General features: G+C 67.2%; 14 protein-coding genes. 5 read left to right on the top strand and 9 right to left on the bottom strand.

Annotation, left to right across the window (positions count from 1 at the left end):
- Positions 1 to 149 precede the first annotated feature (149 nt).
- On the bottom strand, positions 150 to 1,478 hold the full coding sequence (locus TSO5_RS12035; RefSeq protein WP_109151812.1) for a GH1 family beta-glucosidase: 1,329 nt from the start codon (positions 1,476 to 1,478) through the stop codon (positions 150 to 152).
- Positions 1,479 to 1,680: 202 nt separating this feature from the next.
- Between TSO5_RS12035 and TSO5_RS12040 the strand changes: the two genes are divergently transcribed.
- The gene (locus tag TSO5_RS12040; protein ID WP_109151813.1) at positions 1,681 to 2,706 is read left to right on the top strand and encodes a hypothetical protein; all 1,026 of its coding nucleotides are present in this window, start codon (positions 1,681 to 1,683) and stop codon (positions 2,704 to 2,706) included.
- A 19-nt stretch (positions 2,707 to 2,725) separates the two neighbouring features.
- Here TSO5_RS12040 and TSO5_RS12045 read toward each other — a convergent pair whose 3' ends face one another.
- The 7 genes from TSO5_RS12045 to TSO5_RS12075 form a co-directional block, all read right to left on the bottom strand.
- Entirely contained in the window at positions 2,726 to 4,099 is a 1,374-nt protein-coding gene (locus tag TSO5_RS12045; RefSeq protein WP_109151814.1) for a GAF domain-containing protein, read from the bottom strand.
- Positions 4,096 to 4,581 (bottom strand): hypothetical protein, encoded by a 486-nt coding sequence (locus TSO5_RS12050; protein ID WP_109151815.1) that lies wholly within the window; start codon positions 4,579 to 4,581, stop codon positions 4,096 to 4,098. Before TSO5_RS12050 ends, TSO5_RS12045 begins: the two co-directional genes overlap by 4 nt.
- Before the next feature lie 126 nt (positions 4,582 to 4,707).
- Positions 4,708 to 5,778, bottom strand: a complete 1,071-nt coding sequence (locus TSO5_RS12055) for a transglycosylase SLT domain-containing protein (RefSeq protein WP_109151816.1) — start codon at positions 5,776 to 5,778, stop codon at positions 4,708 to 4,710.
- Positions 5,779 to 5,995: 217 nt separating this feature from the next.
- Positions 5,996 to 6,454, bottom strand: coding sequence for a hypothetical protein (locus TSO5_RS12060; protein ID WP_109151817.1), 459 nt, complete (start codon positions 6,452 to 6,454; stop codon positions 5,996 to 5,998).
- 105 nt (positions 6,455 to 6,559) lie between these two features.
- On the bottom strand, positions 6,560 to 7,333 hold the full coding sequence (locus TSO5_RS12065) for a hypothetical protein (RefSeq protein ID WP_146203729.1): 774 nt from the start codon (positions 7,331 to 7,333) through the stop codon (positions 6,560 to 6,562).
- 5 nt (positions 7,334 to 7,338) lie between these two features.
- Positions 7,339 to 7,848: a hypothetical protein gene (locus tag TSO5_RS32195; RefSeq protein ID WP_146203730.1), complete on the bottom strand. Its 510-nt coding sequence runs from the start codon at positions 7,846 to 7,848 to the stop codon at positions 7,339 to 7,341.
- 236 nt (positions 7,849 to 8,084) lie between these two features.
- Positions 8,085 to 9,536, bottom strand: a complete 1,452-nt coding sequence (locus tag TSO5_RS12075) for a catalase (protein ID WP_109151820.1) — start codon at positions 9,534 to 9,536, stop codon at positions 8,085 to 8,087.
- Positions 9,537 to 9,672: 136 nt separating this feature from the next.
- Here TSO5_RS12075 and TSO5_RS12080 point away from each other — a divergent pair, with 136 nt between their 5' ends.
- From TSO5_RS12080 to TSO5_RS12090, 3 genes are all read left to right on the top strand, one after another.
- A complete protein-coding gene (locus TSO5_RS12080; RefSeq protein ID WP_348981057.1) occupies positions 9,673 to 10,617 on the top strand; it encodes a LysR substrate-binding domain-containing protein in 945 nt (314 codons plus the stop codon).
- A 108-nt stretch (positions 10,618 to 10,725) separates the two neighbouring features.
- A complete protein-coding gene (gene glgX / locus TSO5_RS12085) occupies positions 10,726 to 13,062 on the top strand; it encodes a glycogen debranching protein GlgX (RefSeq protein WP_109151822.1) in 2,337 nt (778 codons plus the stop codon).
- A 65-nt stretch (positions 13,063 to 13,127) separates the two neighbouring features.
- Positions 13,128 to 14,207, top strand: a complete 1,080-nt coding sequence (locus TSO5_RS12090; RefSeq protein ID WP_109151823.1) for a putative zinc-binding peptidase — start codon at positions 13,128 to 13,130, stop codon at positions 14,205 to 14,207.
- Positions 14,208 to 14,214: 7 nt separating this feature from the next.
- Here TSO5_RS12090 and TSO5_RS12095 read toward each other — a convergent pair whose 3' ends face one another.
- Positions 14,215 to 15,906: a GGDEF domain-containing protein gene (locus TSO5_RS12095; RefSeq protein WP_109151824.1), complete on the bottom strand. Its 1,692-nt coding sequence runs from the start codon at positions 15,904 to 15,906 to the stop codon at positions 14,215 to 14,217.
- A 457-nt stretch (positions 15,907 to 16,363) separates the two neighbouring features.
- Between TSO5_RS12095 and TSO5_RS12100 the strand changes: the two genes are divergently transcribed.
- Positions 16,364 to 17,470, top strand: coding sequence for a TRAP transporter substrate-binding protein (locus tag TSO5_RS12100; protein ID WP_109151825.1), 1,107 nt, complete (start codon positions 16,364 to 16,366; stop codon positions 17,468 to 17,470).
- Positions 17,471 to 17,684: the final 214 nt, after the last annotated feature.

Raw genomic sequence — 17,684 nt, forward strand, 5'->3', positions numbered from 1 at the left:
TCTCCCGTCCCGGGAGAGGGAAGGGGCCCATGCGGAGCATGGGAAGGGTGAGGGGTGGCGCAAGGAACCATGCGCTCCTTGATTCTTGACGTAACCCTCACCCTCCCCACTTCGTGGGTCCCCTCCCTCTCCCGGGGCGGGAGAGGGCTTTATGCCCCCCGGATCAGCTGCGAATACCAGCGCGCGGAGTCCTTCGGGATCCGCGCCTGGGTTTCGAAATCGACCCGGACAATGCCGAACCGCGTGCCGTACCCGCCGCCCCATTCGAAATTGTCCAGAAGCGACCAGACGAAATAGCCTCGCACGTCGGCACCCAGCCCCTTCGCCTCCGCCATTGCAGCGATGTAGGCCTGCAGGTAGGCCAGACGCTCCGCATCGACCACCCGGCCCTCGGCGTCCGGCGTCTCCGCCGCCTTGGTGCCGTAGCCGTTCTCCGTCACATAGATCGGCAACCGGTAGCGCCGCGTCAGGTCGACAAGCGTCTCGCGGAAACAGCCGGGGTCATAGGGCCAGTCGATGGCCGTCCGCTTCATCCCCGGCGGGGGAGAGCCGAATCCAAACCCCCAGATCAGGCTGTCGTCCCGGCGCCCATAGACCGGCGCATAGTGGTTCAGCCCGAACCAGTCCACCGGCCGGGCGATGCGCGCCATGTCGCCGGGCTGCACATAGGGCTCGATCGCCTCGGCGATGCGGCGCGGGTAATGGGCCAGCAATTGCGCATCGGGGAAGGCGCGGTTCCAATGCTCGTCGAACAGGGCCGCCGCCTCGACATCCTCTGGCTTGTCGGTTTCCGGCCGCATCGGCTGGACGCTGTGCACCGCGCCGATGGAGGCCCCTGGAACCAGCGCCCGCAGTACATCCACCCCGGCGCCATGGGCGAGGTTGACGTGGTGGATCGTCTTCAGGTGGGCGGCGCGGTCGGCGATGCTGGGCGCCCCCCAGCCGAAGGCCCAGCCGAACAGGGTGAAGACCGAGAACTCGTTGAAGGTGGCCCAGCGCTTCACCCGGTCGCCATAGCGCCGGGCACAGAGCGCCGCATAATCCTCGAACCAGCCGATGCTGTCGCGGGTGCCCCAGCCCCCCAGATCCTGCAGGGCCTGCGGCAGGTCCCAGTGATAGAGGCAGAGCCAGGGCTCGATGCCCTTTTCCAGCAGCCGGTCGATCAGCCGGTCGTAGAAATCCAGCCCCTTCTCGTTCGGCGCCCCGCGTCCGCGCGGCAGCACCCGTGGCCAGGAGACGGAGAAGCGGTAGGCCTGCAAGCCCAGATCCGCCATCAGGTCCACATCCTGCGGCATCAGGTGGTAATGGTCGCAGGCAACATCCCCGCTCTCGCCATTGTCGACGCGGCCCTTCAGCTTGCAGAAGGTGTCCCAGATGCTGGGCGCCCGCCCGTCGGCCTCGGCCCCGCCCTCGATCTGATAGGCGGAGGTGGAGGCGCCCCACAGGAAATCTTTGGGAAAAACCGGACGTTCGGCCATGGCGGATCACCCGAATGGAGAGTGGTTGAATCCTACCCTTTTCCCATCCGGGTGGAAGAGGCCAATCGTCGCTGCGGCGGGTGGCGTGGGGCTCCACCATCCGTCGGGTAAAGCGTCACCATATCGCGGTCGACAGGACGGCGCGGCGCTCCTATGGTCACGCCGACCGGACGAGCGAATTCAAAAAGGGGATGGGCGCATCATGGCGAAGAAGGACGGAGTCAACGGCAAGGGCGGCCAGTTCAACGGGACCCCGGCCGACCGGCTGGTCCGGCTGTGGCGCAACAACGACGAACGTTTCGGCGCCCTGCTGGACGAGGTGCTGGACGGCAACCGCCAGGGCGTGATCGAAGCCGCCCTGGGCAAGCTGCGCGAGGAGGAAGGCTACGACTTCATGGACGAGGTCGAGGCCTTCTCGGAAACGGCGCAGAGCACCGACGAGCATGGCGACCCCACCCTGTCCACCCTGTTCTGGGTGGCGCTGGAGGTCGACGGCCGGCTGGACGAGCCGCCGTCGGTCGATGCCATCGAACGCGCGCTCGATTCGGCCGGTCTGCTGGAAAAGGCGACCGACATGCGGCTGCTGCCGCTGTGGCTCGATCCGGAACCGCTGTCCTACCTTGAGGCTGCCGACCGCCGCACCCTGCTGCGCCGCCTGATCGAGTCGCCCGAGGCGGCCGAGTCCTTCGTGCGCGAGCAGGACCTGGTCGCCGCCGCCGATGACATCGGCACCCGCCTTGTCGGCGTCGTCGGTCTGGTGATCGAGGAGGATGCCGAGCAGGAGGGCGAGGCGATGCCCGACCCGCTGAATCTCGGATTCTCCGGCGAGGGTGAGGAGCTGGAGATCGACCCCATCGAGCAGGAGCGCATCCGCCAGTCGATGGCCGCCTTCGCCGAGGCGGTGGCATCCGCCGACCCGCGGGTGAAGCGCTGCGAGCCGGTCGGCGGGCTGAACGACCTGCTGGACTTCACCGCCGAGGGCGTCTGGCCGGACGACGTCGTGGCCAGCTTCGACGAGGTCAACGACTTCCTCGACATCGCCGGCAACGAGACCGGCGACGGCATCCTCGACGTGACGGCGGAGCAGACGCCGGAGGGCTTGCAGGTGCGGGCCTACAACTCCGACGGCGTGCTGCTGGACGAGCGCAGCTTCGACCTGACCGGCGACCGCGCCGAAGAGGCGCTGGCCCTGATGAAGCGCCGCTGCCGCCGCGTCAGCGAGGGGTAATCCGCCTCTCCCGGCCCTCTCAGCTCATCTCCTCCAGCCGCAGGGGCTTTTCCACCAGCAGGCGGAAACGGCCCCTGCCGGTCTTCTCGATGCGAAGGGGACCGCAGCGGTCGGCCAGCCGGCGTTGCAGCAGGATCAGCCGCGCTTCCAGATTCTCGGCGAGGTCGGGCAGCGGGATGTCGGGCGCCAGCCGCAGTTCGCGGTTGGTGAAGTCGGTGCGGCCCAGCGTGGTGTGGTCGCGCACCAGCTTCCACAGGATGGCGCCGGCCACTCCCTTGATCAGGTAATCATGGTCGAGGAAGACGCTGTCGTCGCAGGCGTAATGGCGCACGGTGATCGGATCGCCGATTGCCGGCGCTCCGGCAATAGTGGCCAGCGCCTCTTCGGCCTCCGCGCCATGGGCTGGCGGCAGGCCGCGCATCAGCGCACCCAGCTGTGCGGCCAGCGTCGCCAGCGCGTCCTCGTCGTCATAGGTGAAGCGCATCTCCTGCGCGCTTTCCACGAACAGCACGCCGGCCAAATCCCCGCACACCCCGGGATGCGCCAGGATCGGCACCGCCAGCTGGCTGTGCGGCCGCTCCAGACCGGGGAAAGGGATCTCGCGCAAGAGGCCGGCTGCCGTCCCCTCGCGCATCGCCATGCTGTAGGCGACGTCGGTGGTCATGTGGGTGATGCGGATCGGCACCCGCTCGCGCGCCGCCATGCCGATCACCCCGTCGCCGGGCGTCACCTCCCAGCCAATGCCGCTGCCGCGTCCTGACGCCTCATAGCCCAGCGCCGCGACGGTGAACAGCCGGCCGCTGGCGGCGTCGGGCAGCAGGATCAGCGCATGCTCCACCCCGAACAGATCACGCAAGGCGGCGATGGCGCGGTCGAGCAGGTCGGACAGGTCGGCGGCGGCGCGCAACCCCTCGCAGGCGCGCCGGACCGCCGACAGCAGGCTGCGCGGCCGGACTGGGGCGGGCAGGGGACAGCCGCCGGCGACCGCCTCGATCGCCACCACCCGGAACAGGTCGGCGCCGCGCAAGCGGAACACCTCCGCCATCCCGACATGGGAGGCGATGCCCGACAGCTTCGCCTTCATGCTCTCGAACAGCGGCCCGTCCGTTTCGGTGCGCAGATAGCCCAGCCGCAGCCGGTACTGTGCCCCGGTGGACGGGTCGATCACCTCCAGTTGCGCGTCCGGATTGGCCAGGATGTTGGCGCGCGTCTTGTTGAAGAACTGATAGGACAGGGCGATGTGGCCGGGATCGACGTAATGGACTTGCGACAGCTGAGACACGTTCGGCGTCCCGTCCGCCGCCGCCGTGGCGATGGTGCCGGGGATCACGCCCTCCAGGCAAGTCCGGATGGCGTCCAAGGTATGAGCGTTCTGGGGCAGGGGGCTGTTCATGCCGGAATCCGCTCGCCGGCCTTTGGTCCCGGCGTCTGGTCGAACACCGCGGCGGGGGCCAGATGCAGCGCCACCAGATCGGCCGGATCGAACTCCATCACCGCCCGGACGAAGGCTTCGGTGAATCCCATCCCGGCCAGCTCGGCGATGAAGCCGTCGATGTAGGGACCGGGCAGTGCCGCCTCTTCCACCGTCGGCGCCGCCACGGAGGCAGCGTCGTCCTTGATCTGAATGGACCGGTGGGTGCTGGGTTCGGTGAAGACCACGGCCAGCCGCCCGGTCTCGGCGACGGCGGCGACCAGCGCGGCGTTGGCTCGCCCGTCGATCAGCACGGTCAACCGCTCGCCGTCCGGCGCCACCCGTGCCGCTACGGCCCTGGCTACCAGCGGGCGCCCGTCGCGGTCACTGGTCGCGACATTGACGCTGAGGCTGCGGTCCAGGAAGCGCAGGACCGTCTCGTCCAAACCCCTCACCTGCCGCATGTTCCGCCGCTCCGCATTGCCGACAAGCCGTCAGCATAGCGCCGCCGCCGGCCCGGCGGCAAACCAACCGAAGGCGATCCAACCGATGGGCGTCATCCTTCGGCGGGCCATACCGCGAGGGGGCGCTCAGGCTCCCGGCGCCACCACGAAACAGGCCATGCCGATGTTGACCAGTCCGCTGCAGGCGCTGGCGGCATCCTGCTGCGACAGGCCGGACAGGCGGGCGCGATAGAGCGGCCCGGTCTGGGTATCCACCGCCTGGACGACCCGTTGCGACCGCGACAGCACCGGCATGGAATTGCGGGCGCGGTCGATCACGCGCTGGCTGTCGTCGGGCGAGCGGAAGGCGCCGAGCTGCACAGTCCACACCCCGCCGCTGGCGGTCGCCGCCCCGCTCATCGTCGCCACCGGACGCGGCGCCGGCGCATCCGGAGTCGAGGTATCGGGCGCCACCACCCGCACCGCCGGTGCCGGAGCGGGCGCCGGAGCCGGCAGGGCGGCCACGGCGATCGGCGGCCGACTCGCCGCCGGGCGGCTGCTGGCGGGAGGGGTGTAGGACGGCGCCGGATTGACCGGAGCCGAATAGGTGGAGGACGGCCGGGCGTAGGGCGAACCGTAATCCGGCGGCGAATCGGAGGACGGCGCGCTGACCAGCACGATGTCGGCGCCGTTGGGCGCCGGGGTGCGGTTCAGCCGCGGCCCGACCGACGCGATGTAGCGGCGCGTCTCGCCCGGCAGGCCGCGCTTGCCGGCCAGATAGTCGCCGTAACAACCGGGACCGCAGTTGTAGGCGCCGAGGAAGCCCGGAGCGCCGAACAGGTTGTACATCTCGCGCAGATAGGCGGTGCCGGCGATGATGTTGTCATGCGGATCGAAGGGGTCGGAGCCCAGATTGTGCTTGCGCCGCATTTCGTCGTAGGTCGCCGGCATCACCTGCATCAGCCCCATGGCGCCGGCCTTGCTGACGATGGGCTTGCCGTTGACGGTGGTGCGCCCGCCGCTTTCCTGGCGGATGACCTCGCGGATCCACAGCTCCGGCATGTCGAAGCGCTTGGAGGCTTCCGCGACATGCGCGTCGATTTCCTCCGGCGAGGCGACGCGATGTGTGCCCCCGCCGCTGGCGCAGGCGCTCAGCAGGGCAGTCAAGGCGGCGCAGGTCAGCAACGGCTTCAGGCGACGCACGGAACCCCCGGTCATCGTTCAGTTCAACTTTAGGATAAGCCCGATTTGGAGGTAGAGACCTTTGCACATTCCCGGCCCGCCGTAAACCGTCCCAGCTGTGACCTTCGACGCGGCCGGAGAGCGCGGGAGGGGAGGGGGCTTCCAATCCTTCGGACGGACAAGCGGCCGTCCGGGTATCTGCCGTCCGGCGCGGCCTATGCCGGGATTTCCCTTGCCCGGGTTTTACGGGCGATCAGCTCTCGCGATCGTCGTCGGGATCGCGGCGGGTGGTGAGTTCGCGCATCAGCCGTTCCTTGGCGGTCCTGCGGCTCGGCCGGCTGCCGCCGCGCCCGAACAGGCTGCCTCTCAGCCCGCCCAGCAGGCCGCCGGGCTTCGGCTCCTCCTCCGGTTCCTCGGCCATCTGGGCGCGTTCCGCCTCGCGCCGGGCCAGCATGGCGGCGCGGTCGACCAGCGGGTTGCGCAGCCGGTGCGGCAGCGCCCTGAAGGCGAGGTTGGCACGTTCCAGGTCGGCCAGATCCTCGGTGGAGCGGGCAATGCGCAGCGCCACCCGCAGCAGGTCGAGTCGCCACGCATCCTCCGGCGCATGCGGCAGCGTCTCCGCCGCCACCAGCAGGGTATCCAGCCCCTTGCCGGTCAGCGCGCTGGTGGATCGTTCGCTGCTGGATTTATCGGTGTCGCGGTCCCGTCCCATTCCGTCATCGAAGCTGTCGCGCTGAAGGCGGACTTTAGGACGGCTCGACAGGATTTGTCTGCCCCCATGCGGAGACCACACCATTCGGGTGGGGGAGGGGGCGGGTCAGGCGGCGTCCGCCAGCCGGTGCAGGACCGCATCGGAGATCGACTCGTCGACCACTTTCGCGGCCCCGGCGATCACGGCCAGCTTGGTGCCGAAAGCTTCCTTGTTGCGGACAACGGCGATGCGGGCGGGGCCATTTTCCAGCTGCGCGATGTCGAAGAATTTGGTGACCGCGGCGGCGATGGCGGTGGGATGGTTGGCGACGGGTTCGAATACCGCCTTGTGACCGTTGGCGCTGACCAGCGTCGCCACGTGCCAGGGGGTGTTGGAGGCACCAAGGACCTCGACATCCTTCGCGACCCTATCCCGGGAGAAGACGGTGACCAGCCGTTCGTAAAGGCGCTCCGTCGCGTCCTGCTGCCGCCTTTCCGCCAGCTTGAACGCGGTCAATTGCACCGCCTCCTGGGAACAGGCGGCAATCGTCGCCACCGCCCCGGCAAGCTGCGGGCGGGCAACCTCCATCAGGAAGAAGTCACGATGGTCGAAGGACACCCCGGCCCGCTCCGCCACCTTGGGTGCCCAGCGGGCGAACAGGGGGGCGGCTCCCATCAGGTCCGCCTCCTGCCGCGCGAGTCCCATGTCGGAGACGAGAAAGCGGTCGGCGGAGGAGCCGCCACCAACGCCGACCGCCGCGACCCGGACGACGACCATCGAGCCGCCCGGATACATGACCGGCGTGCGCAGGTACGACGCATCCTCATCGTGGCGGACGGCACTCAGCGTGCGGGCCGCCTCATCCACGATCTTCCGGAAGAGTGTGCTTTTGTCGTCCACCCCGATCATAGCCTTCCAAGCCTCGGTTCCCACGGCGGCACCGGGAATGCCTTCATGCCCTGGATGTTGAACAGCCGGCCTGCCAGAACCGTCAAGTCGCGGAAGGACGTCGGTTCATCGTCCAGCGGCTCCGCAATCGGCAAATTCTCCCCGAACATTCGCTGGAATCCAAGTGGCCAGTTCAGCGCAAACGGATGGTGATGGCTGCCCTCGATCACCATCAGCCGCAGATGCGCCGGTCCGATGTTCTTATTGCCGTGGGGTGATTCCGGCCGCCAATCCAACCTCGCCACCGCACCGCGTCGCCATCCCGGTGCCAGCCACTCCAGTTGAAAGGTCACCCGCCGGTCCGTGATTTCACGAATGCACTGTCCGCGCAACCACAGCCCCTCCATCGTCACGCCGTCGACGTCCAGGGCGCAAACGGCACGGAACTGGTCATCATGTGCGCCCCACCTTGCTGGTGTGGCAAGCCGCTTTGTCGCGGCGATCAGGTCTGGAAGGCGGTCGGGCATGACCCGTTCTTACATTATTTTTTGCGAATCAACCATCGTTAGCACCTCTTGGGCGGGTGGTGGTCCAGTGTCCAGCACAAAAAGAAGGCCCTCCCCCGTCGTCGGGAAGAGGGCCGCAAGTCACTTGGGGAAATGCGCGGCTGGATGCCGGCAATCATGCCGACGCCCAGGGGTATGGGCGCGGCATCTCAAACCCGGCCCCTCCGCATTCCAGTGGAAGGGCCGGGAAACTCACCTCACTCGGCGGCCTGCGCCACGGTCAGGTCCAGCCGCTTGGCGACGCCCTCGCCATAGGCGGGGTCGGCGGCCAGGAAATGCTTCAGCTGGCGCTGCTGGATGAACAGCGGGGCCTTGCCCAGGCTGCCGGCGATGTTGTCCATCAGGCGGGCTTGAGCCTCCGCGCCGATCAGGCGGAACAGGGTGCCGGCCTGGGCGTAGTCGTCGTTGCCGTCGCGGTGGTCATAGTGGGCGGCGTCGCCGCTGATGCGCAGCGGCGGTTCGCTCGGCACACCCGTCTGGGCCGGGCCGCCGAAGCTGTTCGGCTCGTAGTTCGGCCGGCCGCCTCCGTTGCCGTCCACCCGCATGGCGCCGTCGCGCTGATAGGTGTGGACCGGGCAGCCCTGCGGCTTGTTCACGGGGATCTGCGCGTAGTTGCCGCCCAACCGGTAACGATGGGCGTCGGCATAGGCGAACAGCCGGCCCTGCAGCATCTTGTCCGGGCTGAAGGAGATGCCGGGCACCACGCTGGCCGGGCTGAAGGCGGCCTGTTCGGTCTCGGCGAAGAAATTCTCCGGATTGCGGTTCAGCACCAGTTCGCCGATCTCAATCAGCGGATAGTCGGCATGCGGCCACACCTTGGTCAGGTCGAACGGGTTGATGCGGTAATCGTCGGCTTCCGATTCCGGCATGATCTGCACCGAGACGGTCCAGGCCGGGAAGTCGCCGTCCTCGATCGAGGCGTACAGGTCGCGGGTGGCGTGGTCGGGGTCGATGCCGGCCATCGCGGTCGCCTGCTCGGCGGTGAAGTTCTGGATGCCCTGGCGGGTCTTGAAATGGTACTTGGCCCAGAAGCGCTCGTTCGCCGCGTTGATCCACGAGAAGGTGTGGCTGCCGAAGCCGTCCATGTGGCGATGGCTGCGCGGCGTGCCGCGGTCGCTGAACAGGATGGTCAGCTGGTGCATCGTCTCCGGTGACAGCGAGAAGAAGTCCCACACGGCGGTGGGGTCCTTCAGGTTGGTGGCCGGGTTGCGCTTCTGGGTGTGGATGAAGTCGGGGAACTTCAGCGGATCGCGCAGGAAGAAGACCGGCGTGTTGTTGCCGACCAGATCGTAATTGCCCTCTTCTGTATAGAACTTCACCGCGAAGCCGCGCGGGTCGCGTTCGGCATCGGCGGAGCCCTTCTCGCCGCCGACGGTGGAGAAGCGCAGGAAGACGCCGGTTTCCTTGCCGACCGACGACAGGAAGGCGGCCTTGGTCCATCGCGTCACGTCGCGGGTGACGCGGAAGGTGCCGTAGGCGCCGGCGCCCTTGGCATGCACCACGCGTTCCGGAATGCGTTCGCGGTTGAAGTGGGCCAGCTTCTCGATCAGGTGGAAATCCTGCAGCAGCAGCGGACCGCGCGGCCCGGCGCTCAGCGAATTCTGGTTGTCGGGAACGGGCTGGCCGAAGCTGGTGGTCAGGGTGCTCATCCGGGTCATCCTCGTTGCGGCGGTGTCGCCTGAAGCGGCGTCATTGTCTCGCCCCTGGTTATCCGGCGTCTTGAACGATATATCCAAGACATAGAAGGAAATGCACCAATAGGCTTCACCTATGAATCTCTCCGGCTTGTCCCTGCGTGACCTGGAATATGTCGTCGCCGTCGCCGAGCTGCGCCATTTCGGCCGCGCCGCCGAACGCTGCGCCGTCAGCCAGCCGTCGCTGAGCGCCCAGATCCGCAAGCTGGAGGAGTCGCTCGGCCTGTCGCTGTTCGAACGCACCAGCCGCAAGGTCCTGCTGACCCCGCGCGGTGAGGCCATCGTGGCGCAAGCCCGCGTGGTGCTGGAGGAGGCGCGGCGGCTTCTGACGCTGGCCGACGGGTCGGACGGGGCGTTGACCGGCCGGCTGCGGCTGGCGGCGATCCACACGCTCGGTCCCTACCTGTTTCCGCACATCCTGCCGGCGCTACGTTCGACTTGGCCCGACCTGACCCTGATCCTGTCGGAAGGCCGCACCGACAGTTTGCTGGAGGAGCTGCGCGACGGCCGGCTCGATGCCGTGCTGCTGGCCCTGCCGGTGGAGGGCGACGGGCTGACGGCAGAACCGCTGTTCTTCGAGCCCTTCCTGCTCGCCCATCCCGCCGGCCACCGCCTCTGCGCCACGCCCGGCCTCTCGCTGAACGACCTCGACCCGGCGGAACTTCTGCTGCTGGAGGAGGGGCACTGCCTGCGCGATCAGGCGCTGGCCGCCTGCGGTCTCAGCGCGCGGGGCGGCGGCGTCCACGCCACAGGGCTGGAGACGCTGCGCCACATGGTGGCGGCCGGGGCCGGCTGCACGCTGATGCCGGTCCTGGCGGTCAAGGGGGCGGCCAAGGGGGAAGACAGCCGCGCCGCCACGGTCGGCGGGCTGGTGGAGTACCGTCCCTTCGACGGTCCGCGTCCGCCCGGCCGTGTCATCGGTCTGGTCTGGCGCGCCAGCGACCCGCGCGACCGTGGCCTGCGTCAACTGGCCGAACTGCTGCGCCGTGACCTGCCGGCCGGCACGGAGCCCGCCCTATCCCAAAGAGATGACTGACGGGGGGAAGGAACAAGCGCCCATCGGCCGGGTTGAAGGCTCGGCCCGCTCTCCTCACTGTTCAGGGGACGGGTGCGACTTTCGATACAGGCGGAGAAACGGGCGATCATGGCGAATATCCTGAAACAAGCGACACGGCTCGGTGAAGGATTGCCCTTTCCGCTGGGCGCGACATGGGATGGGCTCGGCGTCAACTTCGCGCTGTTTTCCGCCAACGCGACCAAGGTCGAACTGTGTCTGTTCGACGAAAACGGCGAGGAGGAGCTTGAACGCATCGAGCTTCCCGAATTCACCAACGAGATCTGGCACGGTTACCTACCGGACGCCCGCCCCGGCCTGCTCTACGGCTACCGCGTGTACGGCCCCTACGAGCCGGAGAACGGCCACCGCTTCAACCCGAACAAGCTTCTGCTCGACCCCTACGCCAAGGAGCTGGTCGGCGAGATCCGCTGGAACCCGGCCCATTTCGGCTATGTGATGGAATCGGGCGACGACCTGACCTATGACGAGCGCGACAGCGCGCCCTTCATGCCGAAATGCAAGGTGATCGACCCGGCCTTCACCTGGGGCCGCGACCACAAGCCCGGCACTGCCTGGGACCGCACCATCTTCTACGAAACCCATGTGAAGGGCTTCACCAAGCTGCACCCGGCGGTGCCCGACAGCCTGCGCGGCACCTATGGCGGCATGGCGGTGAAAGAGGTGGTCGACTACATCAAGTCGCTCGGCGTCACCTCGGTGGAGCTTCTGCCGGTCCATGCCTTCGTCCAGGACCAGCATCTGGTCGACAAGAACCTCGCCAATTATTGGGGCTACAACTCCATCGGCTTCTTCTCGCCGGAGCCGCGCTATGCCGCATCGGGCAACGCGATCAAGGAGTTCAAGGAGATGGTCGCCCATCTCCACAATGCCGGGCTGGAGGTGATCCTCGACGTCGTCTACAACCACACCGCCGAGGGCAACGAGCGTGGGCCGACCCTGTCCTTCAAGGGCATCGACAACGCCTCCTACTACCGCCTGATTCCGGACCAGCAGCGCTACTACATCAACGAGACGGGGACCGGGAACACCGTCAATCTCAGCCACCCGCGCGTGCTACAGATGGTCACCGACAGCCTGCGCTATTGGGCGACGGAGATGCATGTCGACGGCTTCCGTTTCGACCTCGCCACCATTCTGGGGCGCGAACCCTACGGCTTCGACGAGGGCGGCGGCTTCCTCGACAGCTGCCTGCAGGACCCGATCCTCAACAGCGTCAAGCTGATCGCCGAGCCGTGGGATTGCGGCCCCGGCGGCTATCAGGTCGGCAACTTCCCGCCGGGCTGGGCGGAGTGGAACGACCGTTACCGCGACACCGTCCGCGCCTTCTGGAAGGGCGACGAGGGCAAGCTGCCGGAGGTGGCGCCGCGGCTCTGCGGTTCGGCCGACCTCTTCAACAAGCGTGGGCGCAAGCCCTGGGCGAGCGTAAACTTCATCACCGCCCATGACGGATACACGCTGAACGACCTCGTGTCTTACAACGACAAACACAACGAGGCGAACGGCGAGGGCAACAACGACGGCCATTCCCACAATCTGTCCTGGAACCACGGGGTGGAAGGGCCGACCGACGATCCGGAGATCAAGGAACTGCGCGAACGGCAGAAGCGCAACATGCTGGCGACGCTGCTGCTGTCCCAGGGCTCTCCGATGCTGCTGGCCGGCGACGAGTTCGGCAACACCCAGCACGGCAACAACAACGCCTATTGCCAGGACAACGAGACGGCGTGGCTGAAGTGGGACGGCATTGACGAGGACGGGCAGGCTCTGATCGAGTTCGTCCGCCGCGTCGTCGCGGTTCGCCAGTCCTTCCCCATGCTGCGCCGCGGCCGTTTCCTGTCCGGCGAATACAATGCCGAGTTCGACGTGAAGGACGTCACCTGGCTGACCCCGGCCGGCGACGAGATGGACGAGAGCCATTGGCACGACGGCAATGCCCGTTGCCTGGGCATGCTGCTCGATGGCCGCGGGCAGGCCAGCGGCATCAAGCGCCCGGCGATGGACGCCACCCTGCTGCTGGTCATCAACGCCCACCATGACGTGGTGGAGTTCACCCTGCCGGAGGTGACCGGCGGCAGCGTCTGGCGCTGTCTGCTCGACACCAACCTGCCCGACCCCGACGAGGTGCCGCGCGTCAACACCGGCGAAGGCTACATCGTAACCGGCCGGTCGCTGCTGCTTCTGGCCCTGGAGCCGGAAGGCAAGACCTCCTTCGCGCTCCGCCGTGCCGCCCGCGCGCTCCGCAGTGTCGCCGAAAGCCCGACCGCGGTCTCGTCCTATGGCGAGGAGACCACGGAAGAGGAGAAGCCGGCGGTGCCGGTCGAGGTGAAGGAACCGGTGAAGGCCGAAGCGGTGGTGGAGACTGCGCCGGTGAAGGCCGAAGCGCCCGCGAAGAAATCCACCTGACCCGACACCAGATCTCCCTCTCCCGTCCCGGGAGAGGGGATCCTCCGGCCTCCGGATCCCCCGCCATGAAACTCTTCGAATGCCAGAACTGCCACCAGCCGCTCTATTTCGAGAACACGCTGTGCGAGCGCTGCGGGCACCGGCTCGGCTATCTGCCGGATGTGGGGACCCTGTCGGCACTCGACCCCACCGACCATGACGGGGTGTGGAGCGCGCTCGCTACCCCCGAACCGCTCTACAAATTCTGTGCGAATGCGGAACTTGACGCCTGCAACTGGATGCTGCCGGCCGACTCCGCCGACACCCACTGCGCCGCCTGCCGGCACAACCGCACCATCCCCGACCTGTCCGATACCGCCAACCTGACGCGCTGGCGCAAGCTGGAACTGGCGAAGCACCACCTGTTCTACACGCTAACCAACCTGAAGTTGCCGCTACAGACCCGGATCGACAATCCGGAGGAAGGTCTGGCCTTCGACTTCCTGTCCGACACCGTCGCCGCCGACGGCACGGTGACGCCGGTGCTGACCGGCCATGCCAACGGCCTGATCACCATCAACGTCGCCGAGGCCGACGATGCCGAGCGCGAGAAGCGCCGCACCGAGATGGGCGAACCCTACCGCACGCTGCTCGGCCATTTCCGCCACGAGATCGGCCATTACATCTGGGATCGGCTGGTGCGCGACGCCCCGGCGCTGTTGGAGCGCTTCCGCGCCCTGTTCGGCGACGAGCGGCAGGATTATGGCGAGGCGCTGAAGCGCCATTACGCCGACGGCGCGCCGGCCGACTGGCAGGCGAACTTCGTCAGCACCTATGCCACCGCCCACCCGTGGGAGGATTTCGCCGAGACCTGGGCGCATTACCTGCACATCGTCGACACGCTGGAAACCGCCCGCGCCTTCGGTCTGCGGGTTCGGCCACGCATCACCGAAGGGGCGGAACTGGAGGCGGAGGTCGACTTCAACCCCCACAAGGCCCGGCGGATCGAGGATCTGATCGACCTTTGGCTGCCGCTGACCTACGCGGTGAACAGCCTGAACCGCAGCATGGGCCAGCCGGACCTGTATCCCTTCATCCTGTCCGCCGCAGTGATCGAAAAGCTGGGCTTCATGAACGGGATGGTGCGGGGGCTGGAGGGACGTTAGGCTCCCTTTATTCCTGAGCCCCCACCACCGCCCGCACCCAGCGCACCGCGCGGTTGCGGCCGTCGCGCTTGGCCTTGTAGAGCGCGGCGTCGGCATGGCGCATCACCGTCGCCATGTCGCTGTCGTCCTCCGGCCAGGAGGCGATGCCGATGGAACAGCCGACCCGGACCGTCTCGCCGTTGAACGACACCGGCTCGTTGACGGCGGCGATGATGCGTGACGCCAGCTCCTCGGTGTCGGGAGCCGGGCGGTCGGCGCGGCGGGGAAGCACGGCGGCGAATTCGTCGCCGCCCAGCCGGGCGACCACGTCGTCGTCGCGGAAGATGCTTGCCAGCCGGCCGCCGATCTGGCGCAGCACGGCGTCGCCGGCATCGTGGCCCAGCCGGTCGTTCACCGGTTTGAAACCGTCCAGGTCGATGTACATCACCGTCGCCGATCCGCCGCCGCCGCCGGTCGACGCCTCGACATACTGTTCGAAGTAACGCCGGTTCGGCAGCGCGGTCAGCCGGTCCTCGTAGGCGATGTCCTCCAGCCGCATCAGGGCGACGTCCTTGTTGGTCAGGCTGTCCACCATCTCCCGCAGCGCCACCGACAGCCGGCGGATCTCCGCCGCACCGCCGACGTCGGGGATCGCCACGCCGCGCTCGCCCCTGCCGATGCGCTCGGCGGCGTCGGCGATGGCGCCCAGCGGCCGGGCGATGCGTCCGGCGGCGAACCAGCCGATGCAGCTGAACAGCAGGGCCAGCACCGCGCCGGACCCGATGATCGTCAGCCGCAGGCGGTCGGTTTCGGCATAGACGATGTCGGCCGGCTGGCGGGCGACGACGGTCCAGCCCAGCCCGGCGTAATCGTGCAGCCCCTTGCCGTGGGCCACGCCGGTGACATAGGTGACGCCGTCGGGCCAGACCTCGCTGCTCCAGCCGTCGCGCAGCTTGGCCGTCAACGTCGGCACCGGCAGGGGCTTGCCGACCGCCGAATCGGGACCAATCAGCACGGTGCCGTCGGCCGACAGGATATAGAGCGTCAGCCCCTTACGGTCGGACAAGGGCTCGATCAGCTGCCGGATCGAGGCGTGGGCCCACTCCCAGCTGTAATGGGCGGCCAGCACGCCGACCGTGGTGCCGTCGGCCTTCTGCAGCGGGGCCGACACGTCGACGAATTTCGGTGTTTCGCCCTTCAGGTACGGCACCTTGCCGTGCAGGGCCACCGCCTCGTGCACGTCGCCGACGAACAGGCCCTTCATGCCTTCCTGATGGACCGGGCGGCTGGCGATGTCGGCCCCCAGCAGCAGCCCGTTGGAGGCGGCCACCACCCGCCCGTCGGCGTTGGTCATGCCGATCCAGGCGATGGTCGGGTCGCGGCGCTTCAGCTCGTCGATGGTCGATTGCGCCACCGCCGGGTCCTTCAGCGCGTCGATCCGCGACAGCGCGGCGATCTGGTTGGCGCGCGCCCACATGGTCAGATCGAGCTGACGCGCCAGCGATTGCGCCAGCCCGGTCATCGAATTGCCGATCTCCTTCGCCAGCGCGTCCGCCGCGCCATTGCCGACGACCAGCCCCTTGACCAGAGTCGACCCGAGCAGCAGCACGGCCACGGTGACGGCCACGGTCATCCGCAGGCCGATGGCCCGGCGCGGAACACGGATGTTGGCGACGTGGTGTCCGGCGGTCCGGCCGCTTGGCTGTCCAAGGGGCGACATCGTGGCTAGATCCTTATCAAGCGGCGCCGGCCGGGCCGGGTGGGAGACGATCAGTGCAGACACTGTATCATCCCAGCCCTTTATAAAGGGTCAAGCGGAAGCGAAGCGGTGCATTTGCAATGTAAAAGGGAAAATTGCCAGGTTTCCGGCACGTCCCGGACGTACGTCAGCCAAAAAAGTTTGCGAAGCTGACTTTCAGCATATTGCGTAAAAGAGAAAAGGCCGCTAGCTATACAGCCGCGGCCCGAGTTTAGGGAGGAAACGCCTGAAAGGCGATCGAAACAACAAATAATGCTGCGTCGCCGAAAATCCAGCCCGATGTGGCTGGATTTTTCGTTTCAGCCGCAAGAATCTTCGCCAATATCGGTGTTGCCACGGCGGAAGGGGGATTCCCCAAACGGTTGGTTGCGCTATCATGTCAGCCCAACGAACCAGACAGCCGGGAAGACTCCTCATCATGAAACGGCGTGCGTTCCTCTCCAGCGCCGGTGTCGGCATTGCCGCCGCCGGAACCGCCGCGACCATCGCGGCTCCGGCCATCGCCCAGACCTCCCAGCCGGAGATCAAGTGGCGCATGGCGTCGAGCTATCCCAAGAGTCTCGACACCATCTATGGCGCGGCGGAGTTCATCGCCAAGCGGGTGTCCGACGCCACCGACGGCAAGTTCCAGATCCGCACCTTCGCGGCGGGCGAGATCGTCCCGGCGCTGCAGGTGCTGGACGCGGTGCAGAACGGCACGGTCGAGTGCGGCCAGTCGGCGGCCTATTTCTATGTCGGCAAGGATCCGACCTTCTGCTTCGACACCGCCATGCCCTTCGGCCTGAACACGCGCCAGCACATCGCCTGGATGATGCATGGCGGCGGTCTGGAGCTGATGCGGGAGGTGTTCAAGGATTACAACATCCACCACATCCCCGCCGGCAACACCGGCGCCCAGATGGGCGGCTGGTTCCGCAAGGAGATCAAGAGCCTGGAGGATCTGAAGGGCCTGAAGATGCGCATCGGCGGTCTGGTCGGCCAGATCCTGACGCCCTTCGGGCTGGTCCCGCAGCAGCTCGGCGGCGGCGACATCTATCCGGCGCTGGAGCGCGGCACCATCGACGCGGCGGAGTTCGTCGGCCCCTACGACGACGAGAAGCTGGGCTTCCACAAGGTCGCCAAATACTACTACTACCCCGGCTGGTGGGAGGGTTCGGCCCAGATCCCGCTGATGTTCAACATGCAAGCCTGGGAACAGCTGCCGAAATCCTACCAGACCATCCTGGAACAGGCCTGCTGGGAAGCCAACAGCTGGATGATCGCCAAGTACGACACGTTGAACGCCTCGGCGCTCAAGCGGCTGGTCGGCGGCGGCGCCGTGCTGCGCCCCTTCCCGCGCGACATGATGCAGGCCTGCGAGAAGGCGGCGTTCGAATTTTACGACAAGCTCGCCGCCAGCAACCCGCGCTTCAAGAAGGTCTATGACGGCTGGAAGCCCTTCCTGGAGCAGGAGCGGCTGTGGTTCCGCGTCGCCGAGAACGGCTTCGACAGTTTCGTCTACAGCCAGTCGGCGCAGCAGCGCTGAGGCGTGTCGCGGGGCGGGTCGCCTGCGGCGATTCGCCCCGCCTTTCGTTGAAAAGGCTGATTTTTTCAGATTCTTCTGTCCGCGATCGCGATCATTGGTCTTCTCAATCGCACGCGAATGGAGCACACTGCCGGTGTAAGCGTGGGCATTGCCTTCGCAGTTGCACAAAATTTCGGCAAAGCGTTGAATTGATCACGACATAGTCATTCCTCTT

It is taken from the genome of Azospirillum sp. TSO5, assembly GCF_003116065.1.
Taxonomy (GTDB): Bacteria; Pseudomonadota; Alphaproteobacteria; order Azospirillales; family Azospirillaceae; genus Azospirillum.

What these genes read in the sequence shown, in the direction of transcription:
- TSO5_RS12040 (WP_109151813.1), top strand. Translation starts at nt 1,681, where the DNA reads ATGGCGAAGAAGGACGGAGTCAACGGCAAGGGCGGCCAGTTCAACGGG.
- glgX (WP_109151822.1), top strand. Translation starts at nt 10,726, where the DNA reads ATGGCGAATATCCTGAAACAAGCGACACGGCTCGGTGAAGGATTGCCC.
- TSO5_RS12100 (WP_109151825.1), top strand. Translation starts at nt 16,364, where the DNA reads ATGAAACGGCGTGCGTTCCTCTCCAGCGCCGGTGTCGGCATTGCCGCC.
- TSO5_RS32195 (WP_146203730.1), bottom strand. Translation starts at nt 7,848, where the DNA reads ATGCCCGACCGCCTTCCAGACCTGATCGCCGCGACAAAGCGGCTTGCC.
- TSO5_RS12045 (WP_109151814.1), bottom strand. Translation starts at nt 4,099, where the DNA reads ATGAACAGCCCCCTGCCCCAGAACGCTCATACCTTGGACGCCATCCGG.
- TSO5_RS12050 (WP_109151815.1), bottom strand. Translation starts at nt 4,581, where the DNA reads ATGCGGCAGGTGAGGGGTTTGGACGAGACGGTCCTGCGCTTCCTGGAC.
- TSO5_RS12060 (WP_109151817.1), bottom strand. Translation starts at nt 6,454, where the DNA reads ATGGGACGGGACCGCGACACCGATAAATCCAGCAGCGAACGATCCACC.
- TSO5_RS12035 (WP_109151812.1), bottom strand. Translation starts at nt 1,478, where the DNA reads ATGGCCGAACGTCCGGTTTTTCCCAAAGATTTCCTGTGGGGCGCCTCC.
- TSO5_RS12055 (WP_109151816.1), bottom strand. Translation starts at nt 5,778, where the DNA reads ATGACCGGGGGTTCCGTGCGTCGCCTGAAGCCGTTGCTGACCTGCGCC.
- TSO5_RS12075 (WP_109151820.1), bottom strand. Translation starts at nt 9,536, where the DNA reads ATGAGCACCCTGACCACCAGCTTCGGCCAGCCCGTTCCCGACAACCAG.
- TSO5_RS12095 (WP_109151824.1), bottom strand. Translation starts at nt 15,906, where the DNA reads ATGTCGCCCCTTGGACAGCCAAGCGGCCGGACCGCCGGACACCACGTC.
- TSO5_RS12090 (WP_109151823.1), top strand. Translation starts at nt 13,128, where the DNA reads ATGAAACTCTTCGAATGCCAGAACTGCCACCAGCCGCTCTATTTCGAG.